The sequence below is a fragment of the Subsaxibacter sp. CAU 1640 genome, from assembly GCF_023156585.1.
Classification (GTDB): domain Bacteria; phylum Bacteroidota; class Bacteroidia; order Flavobacteriales; family Flavobacteriaceae; genus JBPOFM01.
This window is the reverse complement of sequence record NZ_JALNMI010000002.1, coordinates 537,867-558,714: the sequence shown is the minus strand read 5'-3', so window position 1 is coordinate 558,714 and position 20,848 is coordinate 537,867. Positions and strand designations below refer to the sequence as shown.

At 36.2% G+C, this 20,848-nt stretch carries 19 protein-coding genes; 15 read left to right on the top strand and 4 right to left on the bottom strand.

All coding sequences use genetic code 11. The features are described from left to right. Positions 1–9: 9 nt before the first annotated feature. Positions 10–906 carry a gliding motility-associated ABC transporter ATP-binding subunit GldA gene (gene gldA, locus M0G43_RS07070; RefSeq protein ID WP_248024678.1) on the bottom strand — a complete coding sequence of 299 codons (897 nt, stop codon included), beginning with the start codon at positions 904–906 and terminating at the stop codon, positions 10–12. Between the two features lie 289 nt (positions 907–1,195). Between gldA and M0G43_RS07065 the strand changes: the two genes are divergently transcribed. The 4 genes from M0G43_RS07065 to M0G43_RS07050 are packed head-to-tail and all read left to right on the top strand — an operon-like array spanning position 1,196 to position 5,153. Continuing rightward, a complete protein-coding gene (locus tag M0G43_RS07065) occupies positions 1,196–2,023 on the top strand; it encodes a prephenate dehydratase (protein ID WP_248024677.1) in 828 nt (275 codons plus the stop codon). Further along, positions 2,020–3,165 carry a pyridoxal phosphate-dependent aminotransferase gene (locus tag M0G43_RS07060; protein WP_248024676.1) on the top strand — a complete coding sequence of 382 codons (1,146 nt, stop codon included), beginning with the start codon at positions 2,020–2,022 and terminating at the stop codon, positions 3,163–3,165. Before M0G43_RS07065 ends, M0G43_RS07060 begins: the two co-directional genes overlap by 4 nt. Before the next feature lie 2 nt (positions 3,166–3,167). Beyond that, positions 3,168–4,019 carry a prephenate dehydrogenase gene (locus tag M0G43_RS07055; protein ID WP_248024674.1) on the top strand — a complete coding sequence of 284 codons (852 nt, stop codon included), beginning with the start codon at positions 3,168–3,170 and terminating at the stop codon, positions 4,017–4,019. Positions 4,020–4,070: 51 nt separating this feature from the next. Further along, positions 4,071–5,153 carry a bifunctional 3-deoxy-7-phosphoheptulonate synthase/chorismate mutase type II gene (locus M0G43_RS07050; protein ID WP_248024672.1) on the top strand — a complete coding sequence of 361 codons (1,083 nt, stop codon included), beginning with the start codon at positions 4,071–4,073 and terminating at the stop codon, positions 5,151–5,153. Between the two features lie 34 nt (positions 5,154–5,187). Here M0G43_RS07050 and M0G43_RS07045 read toward each other — a convergent pair whose 3' ends face one another. Then, positions 5,188–5,646, bottom strand: coding sequence for a hypothetical protein (locus M0G43_RS07045; protein ID WP_248024670.1), 459 nt, complete (start codon positions 5,644–5,646; stop codon positions 5,188–5,190). 83 nt (positions 5,647–5,729) lie between these two features. Between M0G43_RS07045 and rsgA the strand changes: the two genes are divergently transcribed. The 8 genes from rsgA (at position 5,730) to rlmN (ending at position 15,061) form a co-directional block, all read left to right on the top strand. After that, complete coding sequence (gene rsgA / locus M0G43_RS07040; RefSeq protein ID WP_248024669.1) at positions 5,730–6,680, top strand: ribosome small subunit-dependent GTPase A; 951 nt, start codon at positions 5,730–5,732, stop codon at positions 6,678–6,680. Next, positions 6,677–7,129 (top strand): D-aminoacyl-tRNA deacylase, encoded by a 453-nt coding sequence (gene dtd / locus M0G43_RS07035; RefSeq protein ID WP_248024668.1) that lies wholly within the window; start codon positions 6,677–6,679, stop codon positions 7,127–7,129. Before rsgA ends, dtd begins: the two co-directional genes overlap by 4 nt. A 65-nt stretch (positions 7,130–7,194) precedes the next feature. Then, positions 7,195–9,096 carry a DUF3857 domain-containing protein gene (locus M0G43_RS07030; protein WP_248024667.1) on the top strand — a complete coding sequence of 634 codons (1,902 nt, stop codon included), beginning with the start codon at positions 7,195–7,197 and terminating at the stop codon, positions 9,094–9,096. Between the two features lie 5 nt (positions 9,097–9,101). Beyond that, complete coding sequence (locus tag M0G43_RS07025) at positions 9,102–11,123, top strand: transglutaminase (protein ID WP_248024666.1); 2,022 nt, start codon at positions 9,102–9,104, stop codon at positions 11,121–11,123. Further along, the gene (locus M0G43_RS07020) at positions 11,124–11,450 is read left to right on the top strand and encodes a nucleotide pyrophosphohydrolase (protein ID WP_248024665.1); all 327 of its coding nucleotides are present in this window, start codon (positions 11,124–11,126) and stop codon (positions 11,448–11,450) included. 3 nt (positions 11,451–11,453) lie between these two features. Continuing rightward, the gene (locus M0G43_RS07015; RefSeq protein ID WP_248024664.1) at positions 11,454–12,683 is read left to right on the top strand and encodes a 3-phosphoshikimate 1-carboxyvinyltransferase; all 1,230 of its coding nucleotides are present in this window, start codon (positions 11,454–11,456) and stop codon (positions 12,681–12,683) included. 68 nt (positions 12,684–12,751) lie between these two features. Then, entirely contained in the window at positions 12,752–13,801 is a 1,050-nt protein-coding gene (gene queA, locus M0G43_RS07010; protein ID WP_248024663.1) for a tRNA preQ1(34) S-adenosylmethionine ribosyltransferase-isomerase QueA, read from the top strand. 219 nt (positions 13,802–14,020) lie between these two features. Continuing rightward, positions 14,021–15,061 (top strand): 23S rRNA (adenine(2503)-C(2))-methyltransferase RlmN, encoded by a 1,041-nt coding sequence (gene rlmN, locus M0G43_RS07005; protein ID WP_248024661.1) that lies wholly within the window; start codon positions 14,021–14,023, stop codon positions 15,059–15,061. 56 nt (positions 15,062–15,117) lie between these two features. Here the strand turns inward: rlmN and M0G43_RS07000 are convergent, their stop codons facing one another. Then, a complete protein-coding gene (locus M0G43_RS07000) occupies positions 15,118–15,945 on the bottom strand; it encodes a T9SS type A sorting domain-containing protein (RefSeq protein ID WP_248024659.1) in 828 nt (275 codons plus the stop codon). Positions 15,946–16,035: 90 nt separating this feature from the next. On the opposite strand from M0G43_RS07000, the gene M0G43_RS06995 reads away from it, so the two are divergent. Further along, the gene (locus M0G43_RS06995; protein ID WP_248024657.1) at positions 16,036–16,200 is read left to right on the top strand and encodes a hypothetical protein; all 165 of its coding nucleotides are present in this window, start codon (positions 16,036–16,038) and stop codon (positions 16,198–16,200) included. Beyond that, on the top strand, positions 16,187–18,718 hold the full coding sequence (locus tag M0G43_RS06990; RefSeq protein ID WP_248024656.1) for an alkaline phosphatase family protein: 2,532 nt from the start codon (positions 16,187–16,189) through the stop codon (positions 18,716–18,718). The genes M0G43_RS06995 and M0G43_RS06990 overlap by 14 nt, the downstream gene beginning before the upstream one ends. A 56-nt stretch (positions 18,719–18,774) precedes the next feature. On the opposite strand, the gene M0G43_RS06985 is transcribed toward M0G43_RS06990, so the two are convergent. Then, positions 18,775–19,710, bottom strand: coding sequence for a T9SS type A sorting domain-containing protein (locus M0G43_RS06985; RefSeq protein WP_248024655.1), 936 nt, complete (start codon positions 19,708–19,710; stop codon positions 18,775–18,777). 146 nt (positions 19,711–19,856) lie between these two features. On the opposite strand from M0G43_RS06985, the gene M0G43_RS06980 reads away from it, so the two are divergent. Beyond that, positions 19,857–20,834, top strand: coding sequence for a polyprenyl synthetase family protein (locus M0G43_RS06980; protein ID WP_248024654.1), 978 nt, complete (start codon positions 19,857–19,859; stop codon positions 20,832–20,834). The last annotated feature ends 14 nt before the right edge of the window (positions 20,835–20,848 follow it).

The window sequence follows — 20,848 nt, the reverse complement described above, 5'->3', positions numbered from 1 at the left end:
TTACAACTTCTAGTTCGAGGTCAATTCCCTAAACAAACTCTCCAAATTCATATTCTTCTGATTCAAACGAAGAATTTTCAAACCATTGTCGTGCGCAAAATCAAAAACTACCGAACGCATATCTTCTTTTGTTGAAAAAGTCAATTCATACACAAAATCGTGAACGTTGTTGACAGAAGACACGTGTTTCAATTTATTCAAAAGCACATCTTCCACTCGGTAATCAAATTCGACTTCAATAATCTGCGCTTGGTCGGCTTTCAAATCTTTTAATTTTCTATCGGCAACAATGGTTCCTTTGTTGATGATGATGACACGGTCACACATCGCTTCCACTTCTTGCATAATGTGTGTAGATAAAAACACGGTTTTTTCTTTACCCAAACTTTTGATGAGGTTTCTGATATCCACCAATTGATTTGGGTCCAGGCCTGTCGTAGGTTCATCGAGAATCAACACATCCGGATTGTGCAAGAGCGCATTGGCCAAACCAACACGCTGACGATAGCCTTTTGAAAGCTGTTCGATTTTTTTATGTGCTTCTGGAGACAAGCCAGTCAATTCAATGACCTCGTCAATTCTTTTTTTGTCAACTTGATAAACGCCAGCATTGAAACTCAAATACTCTTTTACATACATTTCGAGATACAACGGATTGTGCTCTGGAAGATAACCCACCAATTTCTGTACTTCTTTCGAAGCATTTTGTACATCAAATTCATTGACTTTTGCAATCCCTTCAGAAGCATCAACATAGGTGGTCAAAATCTTCATCATTGTCGATTTCCCTGCACCATTCGGTCCCAAAAAACCAACAATTTCGCCTTTGTTCACTTTAAAAGACACATTGTCAAGCGCTTTTTGCTCGCCATAAACTTTCGAAAGATTTTCAACTTCAATAGACATACATCAATATAAAAAGAGGTTATTGGTTCAAATGTAAACAATATTCATCAGCTTCTTGCAAGCGTCAAATATTGTAACGACAAAAGATTCAAAAATTGTTTTGTTTTTTCGATTTATTGGTTACTTTAGCTACTCACAAATATGAAAGCAACGAATTCTACATATTATAACTGGTTTTATTTCTTTTTTAGCGAAAGAAGCGAGGCCTTATATGTATAATTTATAGGAAATAAATTTTATAAGAGTCTCGATGAAAATCGGGACTTTTTAGTTTAAATGAATCAGATTTTTGATTGAATCGGTTTCCATACAAGGTATCAAAGGCTCCTTTCACCACATTGTGTCACAGGAATGGTTTGACGATGCTGTGGAAGTGGTAGAATGTATGACTTTTGATAAAGTGGTCGATAATCTCTTGAAGCAAAAAACGGATGCTGCCATTATGGCTATTGAGAATTCCATCGTAGGTTCCATTATCCCAAATTACGCTTTGATAGATACGAATCATTTGCACATTATTGGCGAACATTATCTGGACATTCAACATCATTTGATGGCATTGCCTAATCAAGCAATTGGTGATATTGAAGAAGTGTATTCGCATCCGATGGCATTATTGCAATGCAAGGAATTTTTTAAAAAACATCCTCACATAAAACTCATTGAGGACAAGGATACAGCCGAAGTGGCAAGACGAATCAATGAAAGACAATTGAAGAATGTAGGAGCCATCGCGAGCGGTTTGGCCGCAGAATTGTTTCAGTTGGAAATTATTTCAGAAAGTATACAGACTATTAAACATAACGAAACCCGTTTTGTCATCGTGAAAACCACAAATTCTGAAATTGCTGAAAAAGACATTGACAAGGCGTCACTGAAATTTGAATTGGAACACAAAAGAGGAAGTCTTGCCAGTGTACTGAATGTATTGAGCGATTGCCAGTTGAACTTAACGAAAATTCAATCGTTGCCAAAGATTGATACACCTTGGAAATATGCTTTTTTTGTGGATGTCACTTTTGAAGATTATAAAAATTACAAGAAAGCCAAATCGATTATAGAGATTATGGCTGAAGATTTTAAAATATTAGGCGAATATAAAAACGCAAAATTATGATTCAACCATCCAACCGGTTAGACCACGTTGAGGAATACTACTTTTCAAAGAAATTGAAGGAAGTCAACCTGCTGAAAGCCCACGGCAAGCCCATCATCAATTTGGGTATTGGTAGCCCAGATATGTCGCCATCGCAACGTGTTATGGATGTTCTTAAATCGAGTATCGACGATGAAGGAGCGCACAAATATCAGAACTACATCGGCTTACCTGAATTTCGCGAAGCCATCACCGAATTTTATAAAAGCAATTATGGTGTGTCCTTAAGTCCGTTAAGAGAAGTTCTACCGCTGATGGGAAGTAAGGAGGGTATTATGCACATTTCTATGGCTTTTTTGAATGAAGGCGATGAAGTGCTGATTCCAAATCCTGGTTATCCAACCTATACGTCGGTTACCAAATTGTTAAATGCGAAACCAAGATATTATGATTTGGTCGAAAGAAACAATTACGAGCCGAATCTGCTTCATTTGGAGAAGAAAAATCTCGAAAAAGTGAAGTTGATGTGGGTCAATTATCCGCATATGCCTACTGGAGCACAAGCTTCTAATAAGACGTTTGAGGATATCATTGCTTTTGCAAAGCGCAATAACATTTTGGTTGTCAATGATAATCCGTACAGTTTTGTTTTGAACGAGTTTCCTAGAAGCATTCTTAAATACTCTGGTGCCAGAGATGTATGTCTCGAATTGAATTCCTTGAGTAAAACGTTTAATATGGCTGGCTGGAGAGTCGGAATGGTTTTGGGTAAAACGGAATATATTGATGCTATTCTAAAAGTGAAAAGCAATATGGATTCTGGTATGTTTTATGGCATTCAGAAAGGTGCGATTGAGGCCTTGAAAAGTTCAAAATTGTGGTACACTAGTTTGAACAGTGTGTATGAAGAGCGTCGGAAATTGGCTTGGAAATTGGCAGATGAATTGAATTGTACATACGATAAAAATTCTGCAGGAATGTTTGTTTGGGGAAAACTTCCATCAGGAGTGTCATCCGAAGAATTTATTGATGTCCTTTTAAAAGCCAATTCGATTTTTGTGGCACCAGGAACGATTTTCGGAACAAAAGGAGAAGGTTACATCAGAATATCATTGTGCGCCACCACGGAAGATTTTGAGGAAGCAATTGCAAGGGTAAAATGAGTATGAACAGTGTTTATATCATAGGAATTGGGTTAATTGGCGGAAGTTTTGCCTTGGATATTCGTAAACAGTATCCTAACGCAACTATCTACGGCGTGGACCATAACGAATCACATTTGGATGAGGCACTAGCCTTGAATTTAATTGATGAAAAAGCTGAATTAAGTGATTTACAAAATGCAGATTTGGTGATACTTTCCATACCTGTAGATGCAGCTTCGGAAAAACTGTCAACAATTTTGGATGTAGTATCTGATAATACGCTCGTAATGGATGTTGGCTCGACAAAATTGCCCGTTTGTAAGTCAGTGGATAATCACCCGAAAAGGCGAAATTTTTTAGCGACCCATCCTATTGCAGGAACAGAATTTTCAGGACCAAAAGCAGCAATTGCAAACCTATATCAACATAAAACCCTCATCATTTGTGAGGTTGAAAAGACGGCATTTAAACTACAAGAAAGGGCATTAAAGCTATTTTCTGATTTAGGAATGCGCATCAGATATATGAATCCGGAAGCACACGACAAGCATATTGCCTATGTGTCGCATCTGTCGCATATCAGCTCGTTTATGCTTGGTAAAACAGTGATTGAAAAGGAAAAGAATGAACGTGACATTTTTGATATGGCAGGAAGTGGTTTTGCAAGTACGGTAAGATTGGCAAAGAGTTCACCAGCGATGTGGACGCCAATATTTAAACAGAATAAAGAAAACGTCATCGAAACTTTGGAAGAATACATCCATAATTTAACACATTTCAAGGCAATGATGGAGCAGGATGATTTTGAAGCAATTTTTGATGAAATGCAGAATACAAATCACATTAAAGATATATTAAACGGAATAAAATAAGTAATCTCTGATTTCAAAAGCTATAATAGATATTTTGAATTATAAAAAACTATGGAAAATAATAAGGAATTGAGAAAATGGTTGGATGATTTTGAATTAAACCATCCCTTGGTCATTGCTGGGCCTTGCAGTGCAGAGACAGAAGAGCAAGTTTTGAAAATTGCGCATCAATTGAAACAAACTGATACTACGGTTTTACGAGCTGGAATTTGGAAACCTCGCACACGACCTGGAAATTTTGAAGGTGTAGGAGCGCTTGGATTGAAATGGTTGCAAAAAGCGAAGCAAGAAACAGGTCTTTTAACCACCACTGAAGTTGCAAATCCGCATCACGTGGAATTGGCGCTGCAGCACGATGTAGATATTCTATGGATTGGCGCTCGTACCACTGTGAGTCCATTTATCGTACAAGATATTGCAGATGCCTTGAGAGGAACTGATAAAACGGTGTTGGTCAAAAATCCAGTGAATCCAGATTTGTCACTTTGGTTAGGTGCTGTAGAACGGTTTTACACGGCCGACATAAAAAAATTAGGTGTCATCCATAGAGGATTTTCTACTTACGAAAAAACACGCTACAGAAACAATCCGGAATGGCAGATAGCGATTGACTTGCAAAATAAATTTCCAGATTTGCCAATTATTTTAGACCCAAGCCATATTGCTGGACGACGCGATATCATTTTTGATTTGTGCCAAACAGCTCTAGATTTGAACTATGATGGATTGATGGTAGAAACGCATTACGACCCAGACAATGCTTGGAGCGATGCTGCACAGCAAATCACACCAGAGACCTTGGATCAGATTACCAAAGATTTAAGAATTAGAAAGGTTACTGATGACGCTGCGGAATTCAAAAATAAGTTGTCCACGATGCGTACACAAATTGATGTTATCGACCACCAGTTGATAGATATTTTGGGCAAGCGTATGAAAATTGCTGATGAGATTGGCGCCTTGAAGAAGTCCAAAAATGTTGCTGTGCTACAAACTAAACGATGGAACGAAATTCTCGGAAAAATGATTCTTCAAGGAGAAGAGAAAAACTTGAGTGAGGAATTTATCTTAAGAGTTTTTAAAGCAATCCATCAGGAATCAATAAATCATCAGGAGAAAGTGATAAATGGATAAAAAATAGCCTCGAAGATAATTCGAGGCTATTTTTTTAATTTGTTGGTTTAGTGCGCTTAAAAATATAACGTGTGATAAAGATGCCTTGTCCATCGTCCTTGCCACCATCACTTTCTACGGCACTTGTCACAAATGCTAGTTCCCAGCCTTCTTCAACCATGGTGTTGATTTTCGAAGTTACTACGGCATCGTTTGCAGCAATATTTTGAAAGCGGATACCGCCAATGTTATAAAAATTTAGAAGTTTAGTTTCTTCAAAATTTTTCACACGGATATCGCCTCTATCCGATTTGTTTCGTTCATCGTCTTCTTCAGTTCTGTTTGAAGTGAAGTCTTTGTAATTTCTATCTTCTGACGCTGATACAATTCGAGAACGTCCCAATCCGCTTGGAACGATTGATTCTACACTGGTAATCACCTTGTATTCCACTTGGGCATTGGTGTCCATAAATGACAAAATAGCCATGGCTAAAACAATTCCTAATTTTTTCATGTCGTTGGTTTTTAAAAAATTTACATTAAAGTTATACTTTTTCTAGACTTAAAAATTGTTATTTTGTTACATCAATTTAGCAAATGACAGGAACGGTTTATAAATCTACAGGAAGTTGGTACACAGTGAAGACCAATTTTGGGACTACGTATGAATGCCGAATCAAAGGGAAATTCAGGTTGAAAGGCATAAAAAGTACCAATCCGATTGCAGTAGGGGATATTGTTGATTTTGAATTGGAAACAGATAATGACCAAACTACAGGAATCATTCATAATATTCACGACCGAAAGAATTACATCATTAGAAAATCAGTCAATCTTTCAAAACAAACGCACATCATTGCCTCAAATATCGACCAGGTTTTCTTGCTTGTCACCATCAATAATCCTCCAACTTTGACGTCGTTCATTGATCGATTTTTGGTCACTGCGGAAGCTTATTCTGTAAAGACGATTTTATTGTTTAATAAGATTGATACGTATGATGAAGACACTTTGATGGAAGTTAAATTTTTAGAGCATATTTATCGAAAGATTGGATATGAATGCCTAGAGATTTCTGCCGCAACTGTTAAGAATGTTGATAAGGTAAAGGCTATGATGAAGGATAAAGTGAGTATGTTTTCTGGACATTCTGGCGTTGGAAAATCGACCTTGGTAAATGCCATCGAACCGGATTTAGATTTAAAAACAAAAGAAATTTCAACACAGCATAGTCAAGGTCAGCATACTACAACATTTGCAGAAATGTTTGATTTAAGTTTTGGAGCCAAGATAATCGATACGCCTGGTATTAAAGGTTTTGGTGTGGTGGATATGGATAAAGAGGAAGTCGGTGACTATTTTCCGGAAATTTTTGAGCTCAAACAAGATTGCAAGTTCAATAACTGTTTGCATATTGAAGAACCAAAATGTGCGGTTAAAGAGGCGTTGGAAAGTGGTGATGTGGCTTTTTCTCGTTATAGAAGTTATATGCAGATTCTAGAAGGTGAGGATGAAAATTATCGAACTGAAGATTGGATGAAAGAATGAAAGCAGTCCTGCAAAGAGTTTCAAGTGCAAGCGTCACGATTGATGGTGAAAAAGTAGCATTAATAAAAACGGGATTGTTGGTGCTGCTAGGTGTTGTGAATGAAGATTCTCAAGAAGACATTGATTGGCTTTGCAATAAAATTCTAAACCTACGTATTTTTCCTGATGAAAATGACGTGATGAATTGCTCAATTCAGGATATAAACGGAGATATCATTGTGGTGAGCCAATTTACATTGCACGCAAGTACCAAAAAAGGTAATCGTCCCAGTTATATCAAAGCAGCAAAACCCGATGTTGCAATACCTTTATACGACAGTTTCATCGAAAAACTACAAAAAGATTTTGGAAAAACAGTTCAAACAGGAAGCTTTGGCGCAGATATGAAGGTAGAACTTTTAAATGATGGACCAGTTACCATTATCATTGATACGAAACATAAAGATTGACAGAAAGTTATTTTTCATTTTGATGTTTGACAAATATTGTTAAATTAGCATTTAACAACCTAATTATGTTATCAAGATTATTCCTGTTTTTTGTGTTTCTGCTGCCTATTTCTTTGGCTGCCCAAGAAGAAAAATTACTTAAATCATTGTTCATTCCGAGTGAGTTGTCCACAGAGTCAAATGCCGTTGTAAGATGGGATGAGACCACAATTGATGTCAAAGCATACAACAAAATGCTTTACACTAATAAAAGAATTGTTACAATTCTTAATTCTTCTGGTAAGAACAGGCATGGAGCCGTAATGTACTATGACCAAAATACCAACATAAAAAAAATGGAGGTTAAAATATATGACGCATTTGGTAAGGAAATAAAAAAAATAAGAAAAAATGATTTTGAAGATGTAAGCGCCGTAAGTGGAGTAACCCTTTATTCTGATAATAGAGTAAAATACTTAAATTATACACCAACCGCTTATCCCTATACGGTATTGTTCGAAACCGAAGTTGAGAAGAGCTCTACAGCTTTTCTAAATGGCTGGCAGCCTATTGAAGGATATTATATAAGTACAGAAAATGCTGATTACAAGCTTATCAATTCATCAGGTATTCCTATTAGAATAAAAACATCAAATTTTGAAGACTATGGCATAGAAAAATTAGGTGATTTCCAATATTCCGCAAGAAATCTAAAATCAATCAAACCCGAAGTTTATAGTCCTGATTTTTCGAAATTTACACCAATATTAAAAGCATCTCTCACGGAATTTGACATGGAAGGTGTTAAAGGAAGCAATAATGATTGGAGTGATTTTGGGAAATGGATGAACGATAAACTTATTAAAGGTACAGAAGTATTGCCTGAAAAAGTTAAAAGTGAAATAAAAGCGCTCACGTCTAATGCAACTACAGATTTAGAAAAGGCTAAAATTGTTTACCAATATATGCAGAGTAAAACGCGCTATATCAGTGTTCAGATTGGAATAGGAGGATGGAAACCAATGTTGGCTGGTGATGTAGATCGTTTGGGTTATGGTGATTGCAAAGGACTCTCTAATTATACGAAGGCTCTATTGGATGAAGTTGGGGTTAATTCCTACTATGCTATTATTTATGGAGACAGAGATATTCGTGATATTGACTCTTCATTCTCTTCTGTACAAGGAAATCATGCAGTGCTTTGTATCCCCACCGAATCAGATTATGTATGGTTGGAATGCACTAGTCAAACAACACCTTTTGGTTACACAGCTAATTTTACGGACGATAGAGATGCCTTAATTATTACGCCAGAGGGAGGTAAGATAGTGCATACCACGTCTTACAAAACTGAAAATAATGTCTTGCATACAAAAGCACAGGTAAAACTTTCAGAGGCAGGAGGGATGCAGGCACAAGTGCTTATAAAATCTTATGGCTCGCGTTTTGGCTATCGATATCAAATTCCAAATATGAGTCAAAAGGATCAGAAACTTAACTATAAAGACCAATGGGGTTACATTAATTCATTAGATGTTGGCGATTTAGAGTTTGAATCCAATAAAAATGATATCATCTTTACAGAAAAGGTTAACGTAAGTTCAGATTTGTATGCGTCAAGAGCAGGAAACAGATTGTTGATCCAACCTAATTTTTTTAACCGTCGCGAATCGGCACCGCAACGTTACCCAAATAGAAATATTCCTTTTGAAATAGAAAGGGGGGTTACGGATATTGATAGTTATGAAATTACGATTCCACATTCTTTGGAAATAGAAACCTTGATAGAAGATGTTGAAATTAAGAATAATTTTGGCGAATATTCAGTTTCTATATTTAAAAGTGAAGACAATAAACTTATTTACAACAGAAAGTTTGTCATAAATAAAGGAGCGTACAAAAAAGAGGAATATGAAAGCTTTAGAAGGTTTTTATTGGAAGTTTTGAAGCATGATAAATCCAAGATTGTATTAAAATCTAAAACTTAACTTATATGAAAAAAATGTTAGTATTGGTTATTCTCATGATTAGCCACTTCAGTATTGCACAGGACTACAGATTTGGGAAAGTAAGCAAAGAAGAATTGATGGAAACAGTGCACCCTGATTTTCCAGAAGCCAATGCCGCAATACTGTATAAGAAACAAAATATTAGGTTTGTATTCCGTCAGGGAATTGGTTTTATGCAAGAAAATGAAGTTTATGAACGAATCAAAATATATAACAAAGAGGGATTTGATTATGCAACACATTTAGTGAAACTTTATTCGAATTCTGAAGGCTCTAGTTCTAATAACGAAGAACTTTTTGGCCTTAAAGGTATCACCTATACTTTAGTGGAGGGTAAAATAGAGGAAGACAAACTGAAAAAGGATGGTATTTTTGAAGAGAAAACAAACAAATATTGGAAGACTACAAAATTCACAATGCCAAATATCCAAGAAGGTTGCATCATAGAATTTGAATATACCATTCAGTCTCAAAATATTGGAATTGATGATATATCTCTCCAAAAAATGATTCCCATCAATAAAATGGATTTTAAGGTGGCAACGCCTGAATATTTTCAGTATAAATCGCTATTAAATCCTAAAGCCACTTATATTCCAAACTTATCTAAATCGGTCAATAACGAGAGTTTCACCTATTCCACAAAGTCGGATGCAGGCACATTCTATGTGAGAAAAACCGAATTTTCGACATCGAAAGTTGACTATAGGGTAGATATAATTGAGGCAAACTTAACCAAAGTTCCGCCTTTAAAGGATGAGGAATATGTCGACAACGTTTTTAACTATCAGGCTAAATTGATTATGGAACTGAATATGATAAAATACCCTAATGAGCCTACAAGACCTTTGTCAACTACTTGGGAGAAAGTAACAAAAATTATTTATGATGATCCTGATTTTGGTATACAACTTAATAAGAAGGGGTATTATGACAATGATTTAAGTCTTCTTTTAAAGGATGTTTCAGACCCAATATTAAAAGCATCGTTGATTTTTAACCACGTAAAGTCAAAAGTTAAATGGAACGGTTACAACGGTTATACTGCTGATGTTGGCGTAGCTAGAGCATACAAAGATGGTACTGGTAATTCAGCAGATATAAATTTAATGTTGATTTCGATGCTTCGCTATGCTGGTTTAGATGCAAATCCTATTTTGGTAAGCACCAAAAATAATGGAATCCCTTTGTTGCCAACACGAACAGGTTTTAATTATGTAATTTGTGGATTGGTGGTTGATGATAGCGCCATGCTGTTAGATGCAACCCAAAAATTTACAGCGCCTAACATTCTTCCTTTAAAATCACTAAATTGGTTAGGTCGTTTAATACGAAAAGATGAATCATCAGACTGGATAGATTTAACACCTACCGTATCCTCAAAAGAACTCGTGTCTCTTAATTTTAAGCTGAATTCTAATCTATCAGCAATAGGAAAGGTAAGAAGGCAATTTACCGATTATCAAGCTTTTGTAAATAGAGAAAGAAATGATAATTTTAGCAATGATCAAATGATTGAGAGTATTGAAAAGGGCAAAGCAGAATTAGAGGTTACTAAATTGGAAATAGAAAATTTTCAGGATGTATCACAACCTCTTACTCAAATCTACGAGTTTAGTTTTCCTAACGCACTAGAAGATATAGGAGGGAAATTATATTTATCACCTTTACTTTTCCTGTCTCCTACAGAAAATCCATTTAAAGAGGATAAAAGAGAATACCCTATAGATTTTGTTTATCCAATATCAGATAAGTATATTGTAAATATCATGTTGCCAGAAGGATATAGTGTGGATAGCTTACCACAAAGCACTAAAATGGAATTTAACGGAAAAGAAGGAAGTTTTACATATTTGGTGAAAGAAAATGGATCAATGCTTCAGTTATCAATCACTATAGATATCAATAAAGCATTGATACTATCAGATGACTATGAGCAATTCAAAAAGTTCTACCAATTTATGATTGAGAAGCAAAAAGAAAAAATAGTTTTAAAAAAGGTATAAATGAAAATTCAGGACGCTCAAAAAATCGTAGACGATTGGATAAAGGAGCACGGCGTTCGTTATTTCAATGAGCTTACCAATATGGCACAACTCACTGAAGAAGTGGGAGAGGTGGCAAGAATAATTGCGAGGCGCTATGGCGAACAAAGCGAAAAGGTAAGTGATAAAGACAAAGATTTGGGTGAAGAATTGGCAGATGTTGTGTTTGTGGTTTTGTGCTTGGCAAATCAAACAGGTATTGACTTACAGGCAGCTTTTGACAAAAAAATGGATAAAAAAACCAAACGAGACCACGATAGGCACCATTCAAACGAAAAGCTGAAATAAAGTATGGTGTTGAAGCTCCACAAATCGGCAATTACAAGTTCAGGTGCAGAAATTACTATTACAGGTTCCAAAAGCGAGTCCAATAGATTGCTATTACTTCAGGCGTTGTACCCGTCTATAGAAATTCTTAATCTGTCAAATTCAGATGATTCAATGGTGATGCAAAAAGCATTGACCACCAGTGAATCTGAAATTGATATTCACCACGCTGGAACAGCGATGCGATTTCTAACTGCATTTTTTGCCATTCAAGAAGGACGAGAGGTGATATTAACAGGCTCATCTCGTATGAAAGAGCGACCTATTAAAATATTAGTGGATGCTCTTAATGAATTGGGAGCTAATATTTCTTATGTTGAAAATGAAGGATTCCCACCATTAAAAATAAAGGGGAGCACACTTGAAAAATCCAAAGTGTCGCTTCCTGCCAATGTAAGCAGTCAGTATATCTCTGCCTTGCTTTTAATTGCGCCAAAGCTGAAAAACGGCTTGCAATTAACTCTGATAGGAAAGATAACATCGGTTCCTTATATTAATATGACGTTGGAGTTGCTGAACAAAAAAGGAGTAAAAACGGCTTTTGAGGGGAACCTACTTACCGTTCATCCTCAAGTAGAAATTACCAACCCAAAATCACTGGTAGAGAGCGATTGGTCTTCTGCATCATATTATTATAGCATGGTAGCATTGAGTCCGATCGGCACTGAAATCAAGCTTTCCTCTTACGAACCAGATAGTTTACAAGGAGATTCTGTGCTGGCGGAAATTTATCAAGATTATGGTGTCACAAGTGATTTCATCAATAATTCAATCGTGCTTCGAAAATCGTCAATCGAAAATCGTCAATCGAAAATCGAATATGATTTATCAAACTCACCAGACATTACCCAAACTATTGCAGTCACGTGTTTTGGTCTTGGTCTCGGATGTCACCTAAAAGGGCTTCATACATTAAAAATTAAGGAGACCGACCGATTATTGGCTCTCAAAACGGAACTCGAAAAGTTAGGAGCAAGTGTAAATGTCACTAATGACTCTTTGGAACTTGAAACTGCAACTAACATCAAAAGCGATATTAGCATTACTACTTACAATGATCATCGAATGGCGATGGCTTTTGCGCCTTTGGCCTTGAAGACCTCTCTTCAAATTCATGATGCTATGGTAGTTTCAAAATCATATCCAACTTTTTGGGATGACCTAAAATCCATTGGATTCAAAATAACACAATAATAATCCGTCATTTACTTGACAACCCCTAGTTTGAGATTGTATATTTGCAGCCTTAAAAATAGTAGCAAATGAAATTATCAAACTTCAATTTTAAACTTCCAGAAGAATTATTGGCAGAACATCCAGCGGAAAACCGTGACGAGTCACGCTTGATGGTGCTTAATCGAAAAGAAAAAACCATAGAGCATAAAATGTTCAAGGATCTTATCGATTATTTTGATGAGGGCGATGTTATGATTCTTAACAATACAAAAGTGTTTCCTGCACGTCTTTATGGAAATAAAGAAAAAACTGGTGCAAGAATCGAAGTATTTTTGTTGAGGGAGTTAAATGAAGAACAACGTCTTTGGGATGTATTGGTAGATCCTGCTCGAAAAATCCGTATTGGAAACAAGCTATATTTTGGCGATGACGATACGTTGGTGGCAGAGGTTATCGACAATACCACTTCCAGAGGTCGTACTTTGAGGTTTTTATATGATGGTTCTTATAAAGAATTCCGTCACAAGTTGACCGAATTAGGCGAAACACCTTTACCAAAATACATTAAACGTGAGGTAGAGCCAGAAGATGAAGAACGTTATCAAACCATTTTTGCCAAAAAAGAAGGTGCTGTGGCAGCGCCTACGGCTGGTTTGCATTTCTCAAAACATCTGCTGAAACGTTTGGAAATCAAAGGCGTGAATTTTGCAGAAGTAACGCTTCACGTCGGATTGGGAACATTTAACCCTGTTGAGGTTGAAGATTTGTCAAAACACAAAATGGACAGCGAAGAGGCTTTTATTGATGAGTTGGCTGTAAATACGGTAAACGACGCCAAGAAAAATAAAAAACGAGTTTGCGCAGTCGGAACAACCTCTATGAGAGCTATTGAAAGCTCGGTGTCATCAAGCGGAATGTTGAATGAATTTTCAGGGTGGACCAACAAATTCATCTTTCCTCCGTACGATTTTAGCATTGCCAATTGTATGATTACCAATTTCCACACGCCAAAATCGACATTGTTGATGATGGTGTCGGCATTTGCTGGTCACGACTTTATGAAAAAAGCGTATGAGGAAGCTGTGAAGGAAAAATACCGTTTCTACACCTATGGAGACGCAATGTTGATTCTTTAAGTAGCCAACTTTTTATAAAACTATAAGAGCCTTGTTCAGCAAGGCTTTTTTTATGGCATTCCCCTTCGGGTCGCGCTTTCGCTACTCGCTTTTAGGTGTTTGAGAAAACACCTAAAGAGCTCAAACAATAGCTCAATCGCTAATGCAGTTATTATCCAAATACCGAAATCACAGTTAAAAACAGGAATTCGTAAAACCTTTCATTATTTTTGCATCTAGATGGAAACAGCAAAAAAAGATATCAGAGCATTAACCAAAGAACAACTTCGAGAGTTTTTTGTAAACAATGGAGACCAAGCATTTAGAGGTAACCAGGTCTACGAATGGCTTTGGAACAAGGCAGCGTATACTTTTGAAGATATGACCAATATTTCAAAGGAGACTCGTCAAATGCTAGAAGAAAATTTTGTCATTAACCATATCAAAGTGGACCAAATGCAACGTAGTAATGATGGCACCATCAAAAATGCTGTCCGTTTGCACGATGGCCTGATTGTCGAGTCTGTTCTAATTCCAACGGCAAAACGCACCACTGCTTGTGTGTCATCACAAGTGGGTTGTAGTTTGGATTGCAAATTTTGTGCAACAGCAAGATTAAAACGTATGCGCAATCTCAATCCGGATGAAATTTTCGACCAAGTGGTTGCTATTGATAGAGAAAGCAGGCTGTATTTTGATAGACCCTTGAGCAACATCGTTTTTATGGGTATGGGCGAACCATTGATGAATTACAATAACGTGCTTAAGGCCATTGATAAAATCACCTCGCCTGAAGGTCTTGGAATGTCACCGAAACGGATTGTGGTATCAACTTCAGGTGTGCCAAAGATGATCAAAAAAATGGCAGATGATGAAGTGAAGTTTGGGTTGGCTGTGTCGTTGCATTCCGCAATAGATGAGGTAAGGACTTCCATTATGCCGTTCAATGCTACCTTTCCATTGAAAGATTTGAGAGAAGCACTGGAATATTGGTACTCCAAAACCAAAAATACCATCACCTATGAATATGTGGTTTGGGATGGAATCAATGATACTAAAAATGATGCTGACGCCTTGATACAGTTCTGCAAATTTGCACCAAGCAAGGTCAATTTAATTGAATACAACCCCATTGATGATGGTGAATTTCAACAGGCAAATTCCCAAGCATTGGATATGTATATTTCGATGTTAGAAAAAAACAACATCACTGTAACGGTAAGACGTTCCAGAGGTAAAGACATTGATGCTGCCTGTGGGCAATTGGCCAACAAATCATAAAAAAAACTGCTTTCAAAACATTGAAAGCAGTTTTTGTATAATATTCAGAAAATAAATTATAAAACTACTTTCTTTCTGATAACAGCGTTGGTAGCTGTATCATTCAATTCTAATACATAAACACCAGTTGCGACAGAAGCAGCTTCGATTACGTAAGTATCGTTATTCGTAACTCCTTTAAGAACTGATTGTCCAGAGGTGGAAAATAGATTATAGCTAGTGCTTTGCGGTAAATTAAACAATGAAATGTTTTTATTTAGCGCAACTACTCTGATGTCGTTTACGTTGAATTCATCAACACTTAATGTTGTTTGTCCAGCATTAATTGATTGGCCTGGAGTAGTATTATAAGCAAAATCCTTGATTATAACATTCGATGCATTTGCTGCCACTTGGACTCTCACCCATCCATAATGAGTGTTGGCACCGATTTTAAAATGCAGACCTACATATCCATCCATCCCATCACAAAATTGACTACCTGGGTAAGCACATGCATTATAATTGAAATCGCCTCTTGCAGATGAGAAAATACCATTTGTGTTATTAATGGGGTCACCTGCAGCTAAATTTGAAGGATAATAAAATCCACTAGAAGCGAACCCGACCATTGCATTAGAATTATAACTGGCAGCGGTACTTGCTGAAGCGGGAAACATAAAAACAAAATTTGGAGCGGTTGTTCTAGAGCCAAAAAGATAATCCCCAGTGCCATCAACGTCAATGTCAATAGCTGCACGAGGATTTGTAGCATCGACGGTAATGTCCGCAATATCAGTGTAAACGATTTGACCACTTGCATTGGCTGCCCCAAGTATGGCAGCTGAAAATGCGCCATATTTTACAAGTCTTTCGGAAAGGTTTTCAGAAGTAATTTTTTTCATATATTTTTGGGTTTAGAGTTAAAACAGCTGTATTTTACAGCAAAATCAACATAAAAGTAGAAATTAAATATCTATAATACAAATTATTAAATGGAAAAAAAAAATAATATGTACGGTGATAAGCTGACAATAAGCTTTAAGGACATTCCTTTGGAAAGCAATCTAGGTCTTTTAGCTTTTGGAGATTTGGCTTTTGAAGCTTGGAGAGAATTAAAAACAGCATCAAATATTGAATTTGGTAATGAAGAAGAATAAACTGCTCCTTATAGGTTGGGATGCTGCTGATTGGAAATTGATAGGTCCACTATTAGCTAAAGGACATATGCCGGCTCTTCAAAAAATGATCGAAAACGGTGTGTACGGTAATATGAGTACTATGAATCCGCCATACTCACCAATGCTGTGGTCATCAGTGGCAACAGGTAAGACTCCTGACAAACATGGTATATTAGGTTTTATTGAGGTAATGGATAATAATCAAGGAGTAAGACCTGTTACAGCAAACTCTAGAAAGTCAAGGGCACTTTGGAATATTTTTCACAATCAGGGGATGAAAAGCAATTTGGTAGGATGGTGGCCAAGCTTCCCGGCAGAACCTATCAATGGTGTCATTGTGACTGACAAATTCCAAAAAGTGTCTTTAGATCCGAAAAAGCAAAAACCAATGGAGCCTGGAACAGTTCACCCAAAATCTTTGGAAGACGATTTTAAAGACCTTCGGATGTTTGCATTTGAGGTCACGAGTGAACACATTCTTCCCTTCATACCGAATGCTGCTAAAATTGATCAGGAAAAGGAAAAAGGATTGACTCCTTTGGCAAAAATCTTATCTGAAAATGTTTCTGTGCACAATGCAGCTACTAGACTTTTAAGAACCACAGAATGGGACTTCATGGCCGTTTACTATGACTTGATTGATCATTTTTGTCATTCTTACATGAAATTCCATCCTCCTAAACTACCTAGAATAAACGTCGACCAATATGACATTTTTAAAGATGCTATTAATGGAGCTTACAGGTTTCAGGATATGATGCTGGAGAGGGTATTGGAATTGATTGATGATGAAACTACAGTGATTGTAATGTCCGACCATGGTTATGAATCTGGTAACAAACGATTGTTGGAATTACCAAAAATGCAGGCAGCGGCAGCCATGGATCATCGTCAATTCGGTATTTTTGTTGCCATGGGCCCAAACATCAAAAAAAATGAAAAAGTTTATGGTTTAGGACTGATTGATATTGCACCAACAATATTACACCATTATAGATTGCCAATTGGGGAAGATATGGATGGCAAAGTGGCTTTAGAAATTTTTAAGAATTCTAAACCAATCAATTATATAAAGAGTTGGGAAGAAGTGAAAGGTGATTTTGGAGAACTCGATTTGGAAAATAGCTCTGATGTGTTTACTGATAAAGAAACAATGGAGCAACTTATTGAATTAGGTTATGTTGAAAGAGGTGATGAAAAAGTTGAAACTGCAGTTAAGAAAACCCAATGTGACCTAAAGCATAATTTGGCAAGAGTTCATATTGGCAAAAAAAATTATGTCGAGGCAAAAAAAATTCTTTTGGAGTTGATAAAGGAAAAAGAACCGATTGATACTTCGCTTTTTTATGTTGATTTAATAAGTATATGCATTGAAAATAAAGAGTTTGATGAAGCGGCAGGCTATTTAGACACACTAAAAAATCATAGTACCTCAATAAAGTATACACTTTTCTTTTTAGAATCATCTGTAATGCTGGGCAAAGGAAAGACTGAAAAAGCCCTTAAGATATTAGAGGAAGCCCAAGCTCAAAACAGATGGTCAAATTCTGAACTATGGTATAAAATAGGAGTGATTAAACATAAACTTTTAAGATATGAAGAAGCTCAAAATGCTTATGAAAAAGCCATAGAATTAGAACCAGATTCAGCTAAATATCATGCGGCAATAGCTGAAAATTATGTTGAGTTAAATGAGTTTGAAGAAGCAGCTGAATCCGCTCTTACGAGTATTGAGCTTGTTAGATATTATTCTAGGGCACATTATGTTTTGGGGAGGGCTTTAGAAAAGTTAGGGGATTTACAAAGCGCAAAAACGGCATTCGAGACAGCTTCGAGATTAACCAGAAAAACTTTTCACAGAGCTGAAATGGCCATTGAAAATATTGAAGATAGAATAATTGAACCAACAGAGTTTATCGATAAAATGTCGTCCAAATATAGAAAAGGTCAAATAACAATAGTTTCAGGATTACCGCGTTCAGGGACCTCCTTGATGATGCAAATGCTAAATAGTGGAGGTATGGATATTTTGACCGACGAAAATAGAAAAGCTGATCATTCCAACCCTAAAGGTTATTTTGAATACGATCCAGTTATGACTTTACATAAAGATAATAGTTGGCTTCATTTAGCTCAAGATAAAACTATTAAAGTAGTAGCACCATTATTGAGGTTTCTCGATTCTAAATATCGCTATAAGGTGATATTCATGAATCGTGATTTAACAGAAGTGGTGAAATCTCAACAAAAAATGATTGGTAAAGACCCTGAAAATTTACCCCTAAAGCTTTTTGATTCATACACAAAACAGCTAAACAAAGTATCGATATGGAAAGAAAATGAGCCAGGTGTAGAACTTATTTATTTGAACTATAAGGATGTTCTTTATAAAACTGATGAGATAATTTCAAAAATAAATTCATTCATCGGCATCGATTTAGATAGTAAAGCTATGAAAAGTTGTGTTGATAAAACTCTTTATAGAAACAAAGTTTAGAAAAAAGGCTGTTTTAGAAATGAAACAGCCTTTTGGATACATAAAAATAAATTATTTCATTGTTTCAAAAATTTGATGGTTTGGAATTGTCCATCAATTAAGATGTTGGCTACATAAATACCATCTTGAAGGCTTGATAGGTTAACATCTTCGATAGTTTGAGATAATTCTCTAATCATTACCGACTGGCCTAGCAGGTTGTAAACTTCGATATTATTAAACGACAAATTTGAAGACTTTAAAGTTAAAACATCAGTGTCTGTGTTATAGGAATGATTGAAAACATTTGGGAGAAACTCATTAACACCAGCTGTGGGCTCATCATTAGTTCTAAAATTATCTAAATATGCGAATCCTGTATCTGTATAATTATCATGCAAGAATCTTACTTGTTCAATGTTATTAGCTTGATTTGGCCCTAAAGCCCCAGTAGCTACGACTGCATCGTCTATATAATATGTGATGTTTGTGGTGCCAATTTCAATTCTTATATTATACCAAGTTTGTACCGCCCAAGTAAATCCGGTAACATCAACGAATGTGTCACCGACTAATGCGGCTACTTCACCTGTATAAACAAATTGGATAATAGAGGTATAATAACCCGCCGTAGTTGATACGGTTCCAAATCGATAGTCTGAAGAATCACCGGTTACATCATCAATGTAAATATCTCCCGAGATTACAGCGTTTTGATATGGAATGGGTGAACTGTAGTTGTAAAACCCTCCAATGATTGGTCCATTTGACTGCCAGCCAAAACGATTATCATTGGCAATTTTTAGAGAGTTGGTTCCATCTGTTGCGCCATCGCTTGTCACTACTTGATTAACGACGAAACCTCCTGAACCATCACCAGTAACAACCCAACCATTTTGCCCATTAATGTCACCATTGTAATAGCCTTCAGAGCCTTCAAATGAGATGGTTTGTTGTGCAAATCCAGTTTCGAATACAATGATAATAAGAAATAATAAAGTAATTTTTTTCATAAAGTTCTAGTTTTAAATTTAACCGTTGCTAATGTCGGAAATTTAAGAATCCATTGATAGTGAATTGAAAAAATAATCTATAATCATAACCATGGGTTATAATCTACATTTTTATTACGTTTGTATTAGATTTTATCTGGCCATTTTTGAAAATAGTTGAACAAATAAAACTTCCTGTTGCTTACGAAATGGAACTTTTCGAGCAAAAGTTTCTGCTATCTATGTCAAGCAAAGTGGCACTTCTCAATCGCATTACAACATACATCGTCAATCGTAAAGGCAAACAGATGCGGCCTATGTTTGTGTTTTTGGTAGCAAAAATGATTGATAATGGCCAGGTGAGCGAACGAACCTATCGTGGTGCTTCAGTCATTGAATTGATTCATACGGCAACTTTGGTGCATGACGATGTGGTTGACGACAGTAATAGAAGACGAGGTTTTTTCTCCATAAATGCACTTTGGAAAAACAAAATTGCCGTTCTAATAGGCGATTATTTGTTGTCAAAAGGTTTATTGCTTTCCATTGATAATAACGATTTCGATTTATTGAAAATCATTTCCGTTGCAGTAAGAGAGATGAGCGAAGGTGAGTTGCTTCAGATTGAAAAAGCGCGACGACTTGATATCACTGAAGACATCTATTACGAAATCATTCGCCAAAAAACAGCAACCTTAATTGCTGCCTGCTGTAGTCTTGGTGCAGCTTCTGTAAAACCAAATTCGGATGATGTCGAAAAAATGCGAAAATTTGGAGAGCTTATTGGTATGGCATTTCAAATCAAAGATGATTTGTTTGATTATGGCGAAGAAGCTATCGGAAAACCAACAGGTATCGATATTAAAGAGCAAAAGATGACTTTGCCGTTGATTTATGTACTCAATAATTGTTCTAAAAAGGATAAAAAGTGGCTTATCAACTCCATCAAAAATCATAATAAAGACAAAGAGCGCGTTAAGCAGGTGATTGATTTCGTAAAGAAAAATGGCGGATTGGAATACGCAATTTCAAAAATGGAAAGCTTTAAAAACGAAGCATTGAAACTCCTTGAGATGTATCCAGATTCAGAATATAAGGCATCTTTGAACCTTATGGTAAATTACGTCATAGAGCGAAAAAAATAATTTTTTCAATCTTC